The 16,897-nt window shown below is 47.9% G+C and carries 14 protein-coding genes; 3 read left to right on the top strand and 11 right to left on the bottom strand.

The features are described 5' to 3' along the window. Positions 1-17: 17 nt before the first annotated feature. The 7 genes from NST47_RS09495 to NST47_RS09465 form a co-directional block, all read right to left on the bottom strand. Positions 18-1,049, bottom strand: a complete 1,032-nt coding sequence (locus tag NST47_RS09495) for an ABC transporter substrate-binding protein (RefSeq protein ID WP_341154915.1) — start codon at positions 1,047-1,049, stop codon at positions 18-20. A gap of 86 nt (positions 1,050-1,135) precedes the next feature. Next, a complete protein-coding gene (locus NST47_RS09490; protein WP_341154914.1) occupies positions 1,136-2,860 on the bottom strand; it encodes an AraC family transcriptional regulator in 1,725 nt (574 codons plus the stop codon). 139 nt (positions 2,861-2,999) lie between these two features. After that, positions 3,000-4,604 (bottom strand): SPFH domain-containing protein, encoded by a 1,605-nt coding sequence (locus NST47_RS09485; protein ID WP_445667371.1) that lies wholly within the window; start codon positions 4,602-4,604, stop codon positions 3,000-3,002. A 33-nt stretch (positions 4,605-4,637) separates the two neighbouring features. After that, a complete protein-coding gene (locus tag NST47_RS09480) occupies positions 4,638-5,165 on the bottom strand; it encodes a protease (protein WP_341154913.1) in 528 nt (175 codons plus the stop codon). 198 nt (positions 5,166-5,363) lie between these two features. Further along, a complete protein-coding gene (ilvA, locus tag NST47_RS09475; RefSeq protein ID WP_341154912.1) occupies positions 5,364-6,617 on the bottom strand; it encodes a threonine ammonia-lyase IlvA in 1,254 nt (417 codons plus the stop codon). A 136-nt stretch (positions 6,618-6,753) separates the two neighbouring features. Continuing rightward, positions 6,754-7,134 (bottom strand): hypothetical protein, encoded by a 381-nt coding sequence (locus NST47_RS09470; protein ID WP_341154911.1) that lies wholly within the window; start codon positions 7,132-7,134, stop codon positions 6,754-6,756. Between the two features lie 200 nt (positions 7,135-7,334). After that, positions 7,335-8,816: an S-layer homology domain-containing protein gene (locus NST47_RS09465; protein ID WP_341154910.1), complete on the bottom strand. Its 1,482-nt coding sequence runs from the start codon at positions 8,814-8,816 to the stop codon at positions 7,335-7,337. A gap of 242 nt (positions 8,817-9,058) precedes the next feature. On the opposite strand from NST47_RS09465, the gene NST47_RS09460 reads away from it, so the two are divergent. Together NST47_RS09460 and rsgA are read left to right on the top strand one after the other, a co-directional pair. Next, a complete protein-coding gene (locus NST47_RS09460; RefSeq protein WP_341154909.1) occupies positions 9,059-10,675 on the top strand; it encodes an FAD-dependent oxidoreductase in 1,617 nt (538 codons plus the stop codon). Between the two features lie 432 nt (positions 10,676-11,107). Continuing rightward, the gene (gene rsgA / locus NST47_RS09455) at positions 11,108-12,169 is read left to right on the top strand and encodes a ribosome small subunit-dependent GTPase A (protein ID WP_341154908.1); all 1,062 of its coding nucleotides are present in this window, start codon (positions 11,108-11,110) and stop codon (positions 12,167-12,169) included. A 58-nt stretch (positions 12,170-12,227) separates the two neighbouring features. Here the strand turns inward: rsgA and NST47_RS09450 are convergent, their stop codons facing one another. The 3 genes from NST47_RS09450 to NST47_RS09440 all read right to left on the bottom strand — a co-directional run bounded on the left by NST47_RS09450 (position 12,228) and on the right by NST47_RS09440 (position 15,334). Beyond that, positions 12,228-12,767: a hypothetical protein gene (locus tag NST47_RS09450; protein ID WP_341154907.1), complete on the bottom strand. Its 540-nt coding sequence runs from the start codon at positions 12,765-12,767 to the stop codon at positions 12,228-12,230. 44 nt (positions 12,768-12,811) lie between these two features. Beyond that, positions 12,812-14,410, bottom strand: coding sequence for a DEAD/DEAH box helicase (locus NST47_RS09445; RefSeq protein WP_341154906.1), 1,599 nt, complete (start codon positions 14,408-14,410; stop codon positions 12,812-12,814). Between the two features lie 99 nt (positions 14,411-14,509). Continuing rightward, on the bottom strand, positions 14,510-15,334 hold the full coding sequence (locus NST47_RS09440) for an alpha/beta hydrolase family protein (RefSeq protein ID WP_341159638.1): 825 nt from the start codon (positions 15,332-15,334) through the stop codon (positions 14,510-14,512). A gap of 205 nt (positions 15,335-15,539) precedes the next feature. Here NST47_RS09440 and NST47_RS09435 point away from each other — a divergent pair, with 205 nt between their 5' ends. Further along, a complete protein-coding gene (locus NST47_RS09435) occupies positions 15,540-15,806 on the top strand; it encodes a DUF2573 family protein (RefSeq protein ID WP_076232145.1) in 267 nt (88 codons plus the stop codon). 148 nt (positions 15,807-15,954) lie between these two features. On the opposite strand, the gene NST47_RS09430 is transcribed toward NST47_RS09435, so the two are convergent. Then, positions 15,955-16,728, bottom strand: a complete 774-nt coding sequence (locus NST47_RS09430) for an SDR family NAD(P)-dependent oxidoreductase (protein WP_341154905.1) — start codon at positions 16,726-16,728, stop codon at positions 15,955-15,957. Between the last annotated feature and the right edge of the window lie 169 nt (positions 16,729-16,897).

The following is a 16,897-nucleotide window of genomic DNA, read 5'->3' as shown; positions in this document are numbered from 1 at the left end:
TCCTGCATATAGTTAAGCTATTTACCCAAAGCCTTCAGTACATCATCAACCTTCTTGTTATAGGCGATAGGACCAAATGTCATCCAATGGTCAACATCCACCTCATGTACACGGTTATTCTTAACGGCAGGAAGGTTCTTCCAAATGCTGCTGTTCATCAATTCCTTTGCAAGCTCACGCCCGCCATCATCGATGGTAACAAAGAGATGCTGACTATCCAGCTCCGGCAGTACCTCCATCGAGATCGGAACGGTTCCCCCGGATTCCCCCCATGAAAGCTTTTTGACAATCGCGGGTGGCTCCAATCCCAGATCCTGATAGAGTACAGATCCGGAATAGCCCTGAGGCCCACCATACAGCCTGATTTCTTTATTGCTGCGTATACGTACTAGCGCAACGGTTTCACGACCAACAGAGGTCTCGAGTGTTTTCTTCGCTGCTGCTACTTTCTCCGAATACTGCTTCAACACCTTGTCCGCTTCTTCCGGTTTGCCAACCAGCTCTCCAATGGTACGAAGCGTATCTCGCCAATTGTTCGGGGCATCCGCCGGAAGCACGTAGGTAGGAGCTATCTTCGAGAATTTCTCATAACGCCCTTCTGCCCCATAATTGGCAAACCCAAGCACAAACAAATCCGGCTCGGCCTGCAGAGCAGCCTCAAAGCTAATCGCGCTGGTATCCAGCTTGGGTAAATTGCCGATTTCAGGCAGCAAATACTTCAATGAAAAATTACCTATAACCGTTTGTGTCACAGGTTTAACGCCAAGAGCCAGCAAAAAATCCTCTGTGTAAATCCCAACAACCCGTTTGGGAGGCGTCGACCATTCAATTTCTCCCATCACATGTTTGAATTTATGAATAACTGGTTGGGCAGCCGGAGCCGCATTAGAAATAGCGGAAGCACTTGGAGCCGCAGCACCTGGGACACCTTCGCTTCCTGAAGCCCTGGAAGCTTTCTCTCCTTGACCCGAGCAGGCTGTTAGCAACGTCAATAACAGCAGTAAGCCGACAATCCACAGACGGATTAATCCTTGTGATGATGAATGCACGATAAATCCCCCTTTCAAACCATTGATATTGATTCTCATTTTCATCAATGATTCTAGCATTTCTCAAAAAGGGAAGCCATACTGGATTATTCGATCGGCTTTGCAGTATTGTCAGATGGCTCGGTATACATATTTCTGTTCACTAGGGCACGCAGCACATTATCGATTTTTCGTTCATTCGCAATAACCCCGAAAGTCATCCAGATATCCATAGCCACTTCGTAGATTTGCCCCTCCCGCACCACCGATAGACAATTCCATTCCTCGCTTGCCAGAAACTGCTGTACGTATGGATCACTTTCATTGTCGATGACCACAAACAAATGATCTATAATCAGCTGCTGCAGCATATCGATCGTAATCACCTTCATACCGCTCGGATCACCCCAGACGGATTCCCGCACAAAACGAGGAGGCTCCAGCTCCAAATCTGTATATAATATGGTACCCGTATAGCCATGAGGTCCTCCGTAAAGACGCAGCTCCCTGCTTACATGGATACGTAAAAGTCCGATTGTCTCTCTGCCGACTGCCTTTTGTAATACAGGAACTGCGTTTGCAACCTTATCTTGATAACGATCGATTGCTGCTTCCGCGGCATCTTGTTTTCCGAGCAGCATGCCGACCATTCGCAGCGTTTGCCGCCAATCCTCAGCTGCATTCTCGAATACATGGGTAGGCGCTATTTTAACGAATTGATCATAATGACCATCATCGGCAAAGCTGGGAAAGCCCAATAGAATCAGGTCCGGTTTCGCCCTCAGCAGCGATTCAAAATCAATTCCCGTGACATCGAGCTTGTCTACATCCTGAAGATAGGGCTCCAGATAACGCTGATAGTAACGATGCGATGCAAACTGCATCAGCGGCTTAATACCGCATACGGTTAAGTAATCCTCAAAAAACAGGCCGATCACACGTTCCGGCGTTGAAGATGACGCTCCGGCAACAAAACGGCTTGACGGTAGATGTGAAGCATAGGGATGGGAGCTGATCACCTGGTGAACCCGATTACGCCTCACATATTCGGTTGGCGAAAGTCCGGTTATTTGTTTAAAGCGGCTGCTAAAATAAAATTCACTGCTGAAGCCCACGCTTTGTGCTACCTCGCGTATGCGATCCTTTGTAGTCAAAAGCTTTTCTTTAGCCCGGTCAATCCGCACCTCGGCCAAATAATCCAAAGGACTTTTGCCTGTTTCCTTTCTAAATAACGTCGAATAATAACCTGGACTCATCCCCGCCACTTCAGCCAGCTTGTCACGGGTCAGCTCCTCCGCATAGGCTTGATCTATGTACGCTATCGTCTGCTCAATCGCAGATTTTCCTTCGACTTTGACATTGACGTGCTCACCCTGCTCCCAGATTTTATCGAGTAAACTCAGGAATAGGATCTGCCTCTTCAGCATCTGCAGGGAGCCACGCTGCTCGAATAGTGTGCTCAGCATCCGCAGAACCTCTCCGAACATTTCGGCAGAAATCTCTCCATTAAACGGATTGCTTGTCATTCGGCAAGGGTTCAAAACCGCGATTCCGGCTGTATCCGGACTGTTGATTACCATTTCATCAAAAGTGAGCATATAGCCTTTGAGCTCACTTTCCTCCTCAGCAAGCAGCCTCAGTGCAATACCCGGTTCTGCAATCAGGCAGCGCCCTGCGAACAAACGAATTTTCTCTTCATTCATATGGAGAAGACCTGCGCCTTCTGTGATTAAAAAAAGCGTGTAGCTTCCACTCCTCTTGGACTCGAGCGGCCAGTCAACAGTTTTCTGTATATATTCAAGATCTCTCATCGCAAAAATAACGTCGTCCATCACAGTCTCATCGCCTCTCCTTTCATAAAGAAGCCTTATCATCCACTGAGGATACTATCATTATAATGGAAAAGAAAGTACAGCCGCAAAAAAGCCTTCCAAGCGTCTATGACGGCCGGAAGGCTGCTGGCTGAATTCGTTATTTGCCCTCTGTCGGTACAACGATCTGTTCCAGAGGAATGACTTTGTGAGGCTCTGCAGGTGTAGACACGATCTGTTGTTTGTCAGGTGCGCCCACGCCTCCCAACCGATTGGTCAGCCCTTTGACGAGCTCCTCCAGATCGATGCCAGACACGCTTTTCAGCATATCTGGTGCTGTAGCCATCAACTCGGTTACATATTTGCTAACCTTTGTAGCGCCGCCACCGTTGCCACCGGCATCTACAATGGTCAGCTTATCGATATGAGACATCGGCTCGGCGATTTTGGCTGCCAGCTCAGGCAGCATCTTGACGATGATATCCAGAATCGCCGCTTCACCGAACTTGGCGTAAGCTTCAGCAAGCTTTTCCTTGGCTTCTGCTTCCGCAAACCCTTGAAGACGAATGACCTCCGCTTGTGCGGTACCTTTGGCCCGCTCAACATTAGCTTCGGAATTACCCTTGGCCAAGCCCGCTTCTGCGATGGCAATCCCAGAAATACGTACCTGCTCCGCATTGGCTCTTGCTTCTGCCTCAATCTGATACTGTCTCGCATCGGCTTCACGCATACGACGGGACTTATCTGCTTCTGCTGCCTGCTCGATCGCATAACGATCCGCATCTGCTTTCTTCTTGACCTCGGAATCATACTGCTTCTCGCGGCGCAATATTTCCTTGGTTTCGAGATCGATTTCCCGCTCTTTACGAACAAGCTCAACCTTCATTTGCTCTTCTACAATAATTTGCTTCGACTTGGCTTCCTGTATGCCATAAGCCTGATCGGCCTCGGCCTTCGCTACGTCCTGCTCCTTCTTAAATGAAGCGATCTTCAGCTGCTTATCCTTCTCGGATTCAGCAATGTTCGTGTCACGCGCAAGCTCGGCCTTCTGACTCTGCTCCTCGGCATTTGCCTTTTGAATTCGCGCATCCCGGGATGCTTGGGCCTGGGCAATATCCGCATCACGCTTCACTGCAGCAATCCGCGGTTTACCCAATGCGTCCAGATATCCGTTATTGTCGCGCAAATCCTTGATCGTAAAGGAGACGATTTGCAAGCCCATTTTACGAAGATCGATGGCCGAAACCTCCTGAACCTTTTGAGCAAAGATATCACGGTTTTTGTAAATATCCTCAACCGTCATACTGCCGAGAATCGCCCGAAGGTGGCCCTCGAGCACCTCTTGCGCTTCACCACGCAGCTCCTCATCGCTTTTGCCGAGAAATTGCTCGGTAGCCGTAGCAACATCCTCGATCGATCCGCCAACCTTGATAATCGCAACACCGTTAGCGAGTACAGGTACCCCCTGCTCCGTATATACCTCAGGAGTCGCAATATCCAGCTTGTGGGACAAAAGCGAAATGAACTGTGCCTGCTGGAATACGGGGAGGATGAATGCGCCGCCACCACGAATGATTTTTAATTTACGGTCTGTTTCATCATTCATTACATTTTTGGAGCCTAAAAAAGAACCGGTGATGATCATCGCTTTATCAGGACTGACCGTTTTATAGCGCGACCAAAAGGCCAATCCGAGTATAACCAGAACAGCTATCAATAATACAGGAATTGTTAAGTATTCATAGTTAGTAGTCAATTGCGTCAAAGAAATCCCACCTTTTACGTTTTTTAGTCGGGTTTAAATATTAAGCTCGCTTACTGCAAAATCGCGGCCTCTTAACTCAACGATCACTACTTTCTGGCCCTGCATAATTTGCAAGCCCTCAAAGCTGACAGCCGGATAATTGGATATGCCAGAGTTCGTATGAATAATGATTTCCCCATAGCCAAGCGTCGGAATCGTAACCGAAACCTCGGCTGCCCTGCCAACCAATTCACCAACCGAATGCCCGATAGAGTGCTCGGCCTTGCTCATATTGCGCACGAAGAAAATGTAAATTGCAGCCGACAGCACAAGCGCAATAAGCACCGCCAAAATAGCTATAAGTGTGACATCAAGCAGTGTGTATTTGTGAAAAATAATACCTGCCGCGCCAAATGTAGTGATGCCTCCAACGACCACAATCGGCTGCATAAAGTCAAAATGATCCAGATGCAGCGCAGCCGCAGCGCTATCCAGCCAGTGACCAATCACTTCTCCGATCACAAGCGTTATTACGGCAAAGGCAATACCAAATAGTAAGCAATTCCAATAAACAATTAGCATGGCGACATCCTCTCCTATCTGTATTAGCTCTCCAGGAATGATTCTGTGCTTATCTTCTAGTATACATGAAAACAACCCTACATGTCAGGTTTAAATCGTTATAGATCGCGGATTCTCAAATTCAAGGGTGGTCCGCATAAAGAAAAGCCCTCCATAATGTTACTCTGGAAGGCTTGCAAGCATACCTGTATATCAACCTCAAATCAACAAATTAAACAAGGTAGGATTTTTATTAATCTCCACATATTTAATGCCTCTGCTCTCCATACGATCAATGAGCGGAGCATAATCCTCTTGATTTTTCAGCTCAATGCCGACTAGCGCCGGGCCGTTTTCCTTGCTTGTTTTCTTCGTATATTCGAAGCGTGTAATATCGTCGTTGGGTCCCAGTACCTCATCAAGGAATTCGCGCAAGGCTCCTGCCCGCTGCGGAAACTGAACGGTAAAATAATGCTTCAGCCCCTCATAAATCAACGATCTTTCCTTAATCTCCTGCATCCTGTCGATATCGTTATTACCGCCGCTAATGATGCAAACAACATTTTTCCCGGCAATCTGCTCGCGGTAAAACTCAAGTGCTGTGATCGTCAGCGCACCTGCCGGCTCGGCGACAATCGCATTCTCATTATACAGCTCCAGAATCGTCGTACACACCTTGCCTTCAGGTACGACCAGAACATCATCCACGACTCTTTGGCATACCTCGTAGGTCAATTCCCCTACACGCTTAACCGCTGTGCCATCAACAAACTTGTCAATCTCCGTTAAGGTGACAATTTGACCTTCATCCATAGATTGACGCATAGAGGGCGCACCCGCAGCTTCAACACCAATCACCTGAGTCGATGGACTGATAGCCTTAATGTAGGTACCCACGCCTGCAGCCAAGCCGCCGCCGCCAATACCGGCGAATACATAGTCCACCGGGTCCTTCATATCGTTCATCAGCTCAAGACCTACGGTCCCTTGGCCCGCCATTACCTTAAGGTGGTCAAAAGGATGGACGAACTGCATCCCCTCCCGCTCACTGTACAGCATCGCTTCCCTTAAGGAATCGTCGAAGGTGTCTCCAATCAGGATCACTTCCACATAGGAAGCTCCGAACAGCTTGACCTGGGATATTTTTTGACGTGGTGTTGTGGTTGGCATAAAGATTTTACCTTGCACCTCAAGCGCCTTGCAGGAGTAAGCCAGGCCTTGTGCGTGATTGCCTGCACTGGCGCATACTACGCCCTTACGCAGCTTTTCTTCAGGCAGACTACGCATCAAATTATAGGCACCACGAATTTTGAAGGAACGAACAACTTGCAAATCCTCACGCTTCAGGAACACATTACAATTATATTTATCAGATAGAATGGAGTTTCTTTGCAGAGGTGTATGAGACACCACATCCTTCAGCAAATGACTCGCCATGATGATATCTTCCAGCTTGATTGTCTGATTGTCCATAGTAACCTCCACCGAATGTACATTTTTTTAATTATACACCCCGAGGACAGGTTGTCCATAGTTTTCTTTTTGCAACGGCTTACACGCAAAAAAACCACCGCCTTGAAGATTTCTCAGCAGTGGTTCCATCAAATGACTATATTTTTCTAGCTTCTACAAAGCTGTAATCCGGGTAGTCAAGCGCTGCCTTATGCTGTGCATGCTCCACATCAAATGCTTTAACCTTAGCCTGAAAACCTTTACCCGATGCATCCTGAAGGCTGAGCTCATACGAATCGAGCATTTTATGGGCGTAGTTGAGATCAAACACATCCATATTAAAAAACAGCTTGCTGTTCTCGATAATCCGGTTCAACTCGGCAAGCTGACCTTTATAAAAGCTGACCTCGTGCGTATCCTCGTGCTGAGATTTAAGTAATTCTACCGCATCGACACGATCGCGAATATCCATCAAAAATTCTACTATCTTCTCCTCCGACAAAGCAGTCAGTGGTTGTTCTTCATGTCGTATCACCATTGGGTTCCCCTCCACGTATTCTTCATTTGCTTATGTGTTTTTACCCGATTCCATCCCCTATGAAACTCATCCAATCCCATACCATAATAGAACAGCCCTTCCGTCCGGCACTAAGGGCCTGAACGAAAGAGCTGTTCCCGGGTAATCAACCTTTTTCTTCTCTCTTGTGTCTACCTCTCTATGGATCTCTAAGGATCCTATTATCGAATCACGATCGTATGAACGACCTGGTTGTTGCCTCTGAGTTCAATCGCGCGATTAGCGGTCAGCAAGGACATATCACCCTGGATCGACAGGTTGCTTGCTGCATTGTAGACGGCAGTTTGCACTGAACCACTGCTCAATGTCTGATTGATTGAAATTGTCGCAATTTGTCCGCTTGAGTTCAGCGTGTAAGAGTTCAATGAACCTATCACTGTAAAGTCAGTCTGCTGCTCCTGTGTCGGAGTCACTACTTGAACGAAGATCACCTTGCCACCATAGGTTCTTACCAGCACCGAATCACCGACTCTTAGCTCGGAAGCTGCAACGGACACGCCGTTACGGATAATAGACACATTGGCATCAAGCTGAGCGCTGTAGGTCTGACCATCCTTGGTGAGCGTCAAGGTATTATTGCTCACTGTTGTGTTAATCGAAGCTGTGAAAGTAGTGTTATCAGGCAGCTGATTGCCGTTTCCCAACGTCTTTACTTCTACGAAAATCGCTTTGCCGCCATAAGTACGAACTACCACATCATCGCCTATTCTCAGCTCGCTTGCAGCAACTCTGGCTCCGTTGCGGTAAATAAAAGCTCCTGCATCCAGTTCCACACTATAAGCTTGACCTTCCGTTGTGAGTGTCAGCAGGTTGTTCGTTACAACAGCATTCACCGTACCGCGAACCGAGGTGTTATCAGGCAGTTGACTGCCTGTGCGGTCCAGCAGCGCCGCCAATTCAGCACGTGTCACCGGATTGTTCGGACGGAACGTATTATCCTCGTAGCCGTCAACGAGCTTTTTCTCAATCGCCAAGGCTACATAACCAACAGAACCGGCCGGGATTTTATTGGCATCCTTGAAAGTAAGCTTCGTATTCATTTTGGTTTTTGCTTCGTTTTGCAGCTTCAATGCTTTTATCAATAAAGTTGTCGCCCACAAGCGATCCGCTTCCTTTTCCGGCTGTACAGCGTTCTCGGATTCCTCAAACAAATCGTTTTGCAGCGCTACGGATACATAACCGGTTGCCCAAGCATATTTGGATTTGATTTTATCGGCATCGCTGAAATTCAGGTTTGCCTGCATCGCCTCAGCCGATTCCGCTTGATCCCGCAATCCCATCAATCGAACCGCAGCTGTAATCGCTTCAATACGAGTAATGGTTTTACGTGGCTGGAAGGTACCATCCTCATAACCCTCGAACACTCGCTTGGATGCAAGGCTTGCAATATAACGCATGGCCCACTCGACATCAGAGCCTTTGACATCATCAAACGTCAGCTTGATTTCAAGCTTGTTATTTTTATCATTATAATTCGTCTTTACAGCTTGAACAGCTTGAGCCTTTTCGCGCCCTTTATCTCGATCATTGTCCTTATCGTTGCCCTTACCTTTGTAATTATCGGCAAAAGCCGCTGTAGAACCACCCACTACCATAGCCAGTGTCAGACCTGTTACTAATACCTTCTTAAATAAATGATTCATCATCATTCTCCTCTTCCTCATAACACAAATTTTGTTGTTGTTGGTTAATTAAAATGAATCCGAACCTTCGCGAAGAGTTCTTTGGAATTACTAAAAGTTTCGCCATTGCTCAAACATTTATGGGGGTCATTTTGATCAATCGGGATATAAATGGTAAACTTAGGACGACAATGCCTTCAGGGCGATGATTCCGATTATGGATAGATCACGAAGAGGTGTGAGTTGAGGGAGGATTTAAAAGCATGAAATGGAATGCAAAAAAGCTTTCTGTCGCGCTGGCCTTATTTGCGTTGGTCGCTGTGGGTGTTTTTTATTCATGGATGACTTTTGCCAAAGAGGACAAGACCCGTATCGAGTCGGCTGCCGACATTAGCAAAACACCGCAGGCTGCCAAGCCGCAAACGGCTGCACCAGCGCCACCACCGGAGCCGCCTGTTCCAACAGAGCAGGTCGATATCGCGATATTCGGCAGTGAACTGGAAGGCCTCTATCTGGCACGAGCTGCAGCTGATGAAGGTCTTAAAGTGAAAGTGCTGGATCCGAGAGAAGGGTTTGGCGGTCAGGTGCTGCAGGGTGAAATGCTGTTTCTCGATGAGACCCGGGATGACAAATACAACCTGATGGTGCAAGGACGTGCCAAGGAGCTGTTCGATGGCTTCCGCAATGGCAAAATCCGCAAGCTTACAGAGTTCACACAATACTTTGACAAGCTCAAAAAAGACATCCCGATAGAATCAGGCATCAAGATCGTCGACATTAAGCAAACAGCAGGACAATTCGGACCCAATGCCGTTGAATCGGTAACGTATGCTGGAAAAGACGGCGCCAAGAAGAACATCAAGGCATCCTATTGGGTGGATAACAGCGATTTTGCCGCATTGTTAAGTCAGTTAAAGGTAAACCGGATGCCCGGTTTGGAGCAATTTTATGGAGAGACCAAAATCGAATATATGAGTTCCGGATTTATGCTTAAATTCAAAAATGTCGATTGGGCCAAATTCAACTCCAGCTTTAACAATATGACAGCACAGGAGCGCAAAACCAAATATGGCGGCGGTTCCGTCAGTGAAAGCTATGCGATCGGTCTTAGCGGAATGACAAGCGCGTACAAGCCGAGTAATGAAAGAGTGTTTTTACGCGGATTGAATGCCGTGAACCAGCGGGATGGCGAGGTGTTAATCAATGCTTTTCTCATATACACCGTCGATCCTTCCGACGAGAAATCGGTAGCCGAAGCGATGGAGCTTGGAAAAAATGAGCTGCCGCTGATCCTCAACCATTTCCGCAAAAACATAATTGGCTGGGAAAAGGCCGAGCTGAACGGCTCCCCCAACTACTTGTATATCCGCGAATATAATCATTATGAAACGGATTATGTGCTGAAGCCATCGGATATGCTTGGGGCGAATATGTTCTGGGACAATGTCAGTATCGCGGGTTATCCACTTGATCTCCAAGGCATCAGCACCAGCAAATGGGGCATTGAGATGGGAAGACCGGACAAGTACGGAATGCCCCTACGCAGCTTTTTGCTGAAGGATTATGATAATGTGCTTGTGGCTGGTAAAAATGTCGGTTCATCCGCAATTGCGTACGGCAGCGCACGCATCCAGCCGAATACGAGCCTTGCCGCTGAAACCATCGGTATTTTGCTTGGTCAAATCCAGGGTAAGAAAAAGCTGCGGGAGCTGAAGGAAGCCGATATGCCTGCGCTTCACAGCTACCTGGAAACCAAATACAAGATCAAGCTGACAGGCGTTGTAGGCAATAACAAAATCAAAGGCTGGACGGCTGATGAAATCGCCAAGCTGGACATAGGTAAAATCGTATATCCTGCTTATGTGAATACACGAAAATAATAAGCCGATCCCTACACCACATCAGATCGTAAATAAGCATGCCTCAAAAATGCTCCTAACAGGACATAATGGGGGCTGCTTTTTTTATAATATCAGAATTTACAAGTTTTCAGCAGAGCTGAATATTCCGATATTGCAAGAAAAGCAACCTATTGGACACGAATGTATCTTCACCGAATAAGCTTCGATCAGAGGCTTTTCTTATATAATCATTTATTCCCTATTGAAAGTACGCGCTATTGTCTATACTATACATAGATCTGATAACTGGGAGTGAAGTATATGAAGAGAATTGTAACTCATACCGCTAGAATGACCGAAATGCAGGACAAGTGGAACCAAATTAACAGGGATTGGACCCGGTAAAACATACATGTGTGATCTCGGATTATCCTCCCTGCATAATCGAAGCGAATAAGGGAGCATATATTCATGAAAACACCACTGGAAACCTACGGCTTTCAGCCGTTTTTTGCAGAACAGGCCATACAACATACTGGCTATGAGGTTGGACGTGTCATTTTGGAGCATAAGCATTTGTACCGGATCTTGGGCGAGAACGGGGAATGGTTAGGTGAACTCTCCGGCAAAAGCCGCTATGAAGCAACTCGGCGAGAGGATTATCCGGCAGTTGGCGATTGGGTCTGGATGACCCCATTGCCTGGCGAGCAGCGCGTGATCATTCATGACATTATGAAGCGAAAAAGCAAATTTTCACGCAGAGCTGCCGGTTCAACCGTCGAGGAGCAGATCGTAGCCACCAATATAGACCGTGTGTTTCTGGTTATGGCCTTAAACCTCGATTTTAATATAAGACGGCTCGAGCGCTACCTGCTGCTTGCCTATGAAAGCGGAGCCGCACCAGAAATCGTACTGACCAAAAAGGATTTATGCGACGATACAGCAGCCAGATTTATGGAGGTAGAGGCTATTGCCCCGGGTGTACCCATCTATACCGTCAACAGTCTGGCAGATGATGGGATCGAATCGATTCTCAGCACGTTGAAGCCAGGAGAAACCATTGCGCTGCTTGGCTCCTCCGGGGCAGGTAAATCAACGCTGCTCAACAGCCTGTATGGTGAGCACAAGCAGAAGACAGGTGCTGCACGCGATGGAGATGACCGCGGCAAGCATACGACCACACACCGTGAGCTGATCGTGCTGCCTTGCGGCGCGCTCATGATCGATACGCCGGGAATGCGCGAGCTTCAGCTCTGGGACAGCAGCGAATCGATGCACACCGCTTTTCAGGATATTGACGAGCTGGCTGCAAGCTGTCGCTTTGGCGACTGCGGGCACCACGGGGAGCCTGGCTGTGCCATTCAGCAGGCTCTCGAAGCAGGGACACTGGACGATGCTCGCTGGAATAGCTTTTTGAAGCTGCAAAAAGAGCTGGCCTATACAGAGCGTAAAGCCGATGCGGGTGCCGCACGTGCGGAAAAGGAACGTTGGAAAAAGATTCACAAGCAGCTGCGCGGCGGCGGTAACCGCTAGAATGGCAAACCAAGAGCCTCAACCCGTCATATGAATGGGCTGAGGCTCTTGATTTTTGTTATCGTCTCCGAAGCGCGAGCCTTACCACATTGTCCTGGAACGTCACAGCGCGTATGCCTGCAGGCTTGGGCAGATAGTCGTTCAACGGAATTTGCAGCGACTGCAATTGAAACCAATCCATCGGTACAGATAATTGCTTGATTTGAGTTCCCGTATGGGTAGCTGTCAGAAAGGGATCCTCCCATTTGACGGTAAAAAACAGCTGGGCTCCAATCGGCCACTTCTCTTTGTACATCAAGATTACATCAGCTGTCCACTGGTTTCCCTTCAGATTGAATTGTGCCCCTGACAGCTTCCAATCCTCATTCAGCTGCGCACGTGAGGAAAGCGTCTTTTTCAGCAAATCATTTACTTCGCTTTCGGTCAACACAACCTCAAGCCTTCGGTTTGCCAACATATCCGTTAACTTATCACGAACCGAAATTTCCGAATAATTCAGGTCCAGCAATCGATCCGGCTGCGCGTACGCATAGGAAACACCCAACAGCAGGATACAAAGGATAAGCAGCATTCCTACAAAACGCAATAGCTTCCCCATTTCCGTAGTTCCTCCTGACTATCGATAAACAAGTTGCAAAAAACTTATGTCGGCTTGTTTTGTTTTTCTTTCAACCAGCGCGGAGCCCCTTTATTTTTACGTTCCCGCTTAAGCTCACGCTCGGATTTTTGCTGTACTGGCTTGGTGCCTTTCTTGGCTTCAGGCTTGATTGCCGCTGCAGCATTCGAGACACCTGACTTGCGAATATCCGATACAGCCCCAAGCTTGGTCTCGGATCTGCTCTCAGATCTGGATGGGCCTGGACTCACGGTCTTATTGAAAGGCGAGCTTACCGGCTTGCCTGATGCAGACTTGCTCGGTGCTTTACCCGCTGCCGATGAGGCTTTGGCAGGGTTTGGCTTACCCAATGCTGTGCTGCGGGCAGGCGCCAAATTAGGGGAATTGGTAGATACCGCTTCAGACGCAGTTGAACCGGGCTCCTTCTTGTTTGCCTGACTCACGTGTGTTTCCTTGCCTTTGGAAGGCCCTGTTGATCGGGCTGCTCCACGTGATCCGGATTGATAAATCTTGCCGTAAGCCATTTCTTGTTCTTCTATCTTGCAGCCCAGCTTTTTGGCAAATTTATCGATAATAAACCGCTGTTTGTTCGTCAGGATGGATATTGCCGTACCCTTTTTCCCCATCCGTCCAGTCCGTCCAACCCGATGTACATAATGGTCTGCATCAATCGGCAGCTCAAAGTTGATGACATGTGTGACATGAGGAATATCCAAGCCGCGCGCCGCGATATCCGTTGCCAGCAGCAATTGGAATTTGCCTGCCCGAAATGCCTGCATCACCTTTGCCCGCTCATGCTTACCTGCATCGCCATACAATGCCTCAATGGATAATCCGGCAAATTTCAGCTTTTCCACAATTTCAGCGACATTATCGATTTCATTAATGAACACAATCGCCGCAGGCATATTGTACAAACGAACGATACGACGAAGCGTATCAATCTTGTCACGGTCCTCGCAGACGAAATACAAATGCTTAAGCGTTTCCGAGGTCCGCTGCTCAGGCGAGATTTGCACATAAACCGGGTCCTGCATCCAACGGCTGATGACAGCCTGGATAGGCTCAGGCATCGTAGCCGAGAAAAATAGCATCTGTCTGTTGCGCTGTGTGCCTTTAAAGATGACTTCAACCTCACGCATGGAGCCCAGATCAAATACTTGATCGACCTCGTCGACGACAACCGTCTTCACATGGTGAACGCTCAGCTTGCGCAGCTTTAACAGCTCCATCACTCTGCCCGGTGTGCCGACAATCAGCTGCGGCCGAAGCTTGAGCTTGTCGATTTGCCGGGTTAAGGCAGCGCCGCCAATTAGTCCCTGAACACGGATACCCGCTTCATCAGCTAACAGCTGCAGGGTTTCCAGTATTTGAAAGCCAAGCTCGCGAGTAGGCACAATCACGATACCTTGAACCTCTCTCGAGTTCTTGTCAACCTGTTGTAATAATGGCAGCACGTAGGCCAAGGTCTTACCAGAGCCCGTTTGGGATTGCGCCACTACATCCTTGCCGGATAAAATAACCGGGATCGACTCTGCCTGAATCGGCGATGGAACCACAATATCCTTTTCCCGCAGCTTATTTATATAAACCTCATCAATTTGCAAACTTGAAAAACTGTTCATCTAATTCCTCCTAAGGGTTTTGCCTTGGCAAAACCTTCTTCGTAAGCATTTTCACCAAACAAGCCTATAAAAGCATCATACCAATGGAAGTGGGTAACATCAATAGGAGATCTCCATCTGCTGAAGCTTCTGTGACAACCATTCGAATACAGCGTCCAATGCCTTGTCATCCTGTTCCCTTGGAAAACGATGGCCGAAGCCCTCATGCAGCTCCATAGCAAAATCCTTGCCTGATCGCTTCAAGCCTTCTGCAAGCTTCCACGCGTGTCTCACTGGAACCAAAGCATCTGAAGTACCATGAACGATCATAATCGGTACCTTCAAAGCATCCACCCAATATACGGGGGATCGGCTTTGATAAGCATCAATTTGCTTGCGGGGATGGCCCACAACACGCTTGAGCATACGCCTCAGATCGACACGCTCTTCATAGGTATCGAATAAATCGCTAACGCCGCCCCATACGACGACAGGTCCTACACCCTGACACGCTTTGGCTGCCGACAGAGCCATGATCGATCCACGAGAGAATCCAATCAACGGAACAAGCCCCGGCTTCACCTCAGGGAGAGATTTCATCATTGTAATCGCATGAATGACATCCAGCCGGTCTTCCCCGCCAAACTCATCCCGCCCCTCACCGCCTTCATTCCCCCGGTAAAAAGGAGCAAACACCACATATCCCCGTTCCGCCATAGTCATCACCCTGCGCTTGCGGGGCATCCCTACCTTGCGAATACCGCCACGGCAGAAGATCAATGCCGGACAAGGTCCCTTCGAATCCGGTACTGCCAGATACCCTTTGACCCTCAGGCCATCACTCGAATAGGTTAATAAATAGAGGCGTACATCCTGTCTATGACTTTGCAATAGATCACGTTGTAACAACGTACCTGAAGGTATTCCGGTTTCACCAATGTTCATCACTAGGATTTTTTCCTTTCCTAAGAAGTCCAATGAATAAGCCCCGCTTCGTGCCAAATATCTTTGGAACCCTAACGCTTCTCCATGATCATATGGCCACTTCACTCATTACCCATCGGACTTCGGGATCTCCTGCTTTACAGAACTCACACAAATACGCTAGACTAGCGTTACCTTATTAATATGAAGACAAGGAGGCTTTTCTATGAATACAGAGTTTGAAAGTGAATTCAACGCTTTGGTCGAAACCTTTGCAGAAATGGTGACAGGCAGCAGATCGCCGGAAATGGTGGAAAAAATCAAAGTTTGGTCCATATATAATCATATCCACAAAACGATGCCCGCCTTGGCCAGCCATTGGAATCAGGATCATCCAGAAAGTAGAGCTGTCATTCGGGGTCTCTTCGAGGAAGTACGCGCCATGCATCTCGAGCTGAAAGAAAAGAACAAAAGCACGAATCCTGAAGAATAGTACGATCTGCAGGAAAGCACAATTTAATTACACAGATGTAAGCATCCACACCCTGACACCAAGCAAACGCCTTGAACCACTACCATATGGTCCAAGGCGCTCGTTTGCATTTTTGCATATTATAAGGGTCTGTTCAGTAAAAATGTGTTTATTTCTTATTCATCATCTTGTAGGTGAACCTTTCAAAAGTCCGTGGAAACAGCTGGAACAGCTTGGCCCCAAAGCCTGCCACAAAAGGCATATTTACCTCGGGAGTCCCCTTCTCGATCGCACGCATGATTTTGCCGACCACCTGCTCCGGTTTGAGCATAAACCATTTGATGTTCGTTACGTAATGACCAGAAGGATCAGCCTTGTCAAAAAAAGGCGTGTCAATCGGTCCCGGATTAATCGCAGTCATCTTGATCCCTGAACCAACCAGCTCCTGTCGGAGACTGTTAGTAAATCCAAGCACCGCATGCTTCGTTGCCGAATACCCTGAGGATTTGGCTGAGCCGACTTTACCCGCCATCGAAGCAATATTAATAATATGACCTTTACCTGCCTTCAGCATGGAAGGCAGCACGGCTTTGGTACAGCGAACGGTTCCCAGATAATTCACATCCATCATGTCGGCCATGTCCTCGATGGAACAATCCAGCAGCTTCTCAAATAGGCCATAGCCTGCATTATTGATCAGGACATCGATACGTCCGTAATGCTCAATAACCTGCTCCATCGTAGAGACCACTTGTGCGGTGGAAGTAACGTCCAGCTCATATATACGATGCTCACCTTGCAGCTTGGCAGCAACTTTCTCCAGCTTATCAACCGAGCGTGCCATCAGCACTGGAATAGCACCACGCTTCGACAGCTCCTCCGCCATGAGGGCTCCGATTCCACTGGAAGCTCCCGTGACGACAACGATTTTACCGCTAAACATTTGAGACACCCCCAGAAGAATAGACGGTACCGCCAAGTTTGGAAGAACGGTAACGTTTGTCTAGCCATACCCCGAAATCAGCAGCTTTATACTATCTGAACATTCGAGATAAACGGCTACGCCGTCCATCATGGACGAGTACGTTTACCCAGAAATATATGTATGTGAT

It is taken from the genome of Paenibacillus sp. FSL H8-0034 (assembly GCF_038000305.1).
Taxonomy (GTDB): Bacteria; Bacillota; Bacilli; order Paenibacillales; family NBRC-103111; genus Paenibacillus_S.
Note: the sequence above shows the minus strand (reverse complement) of the source record. Positions and strands in the feature narration are given on the sequence as shown.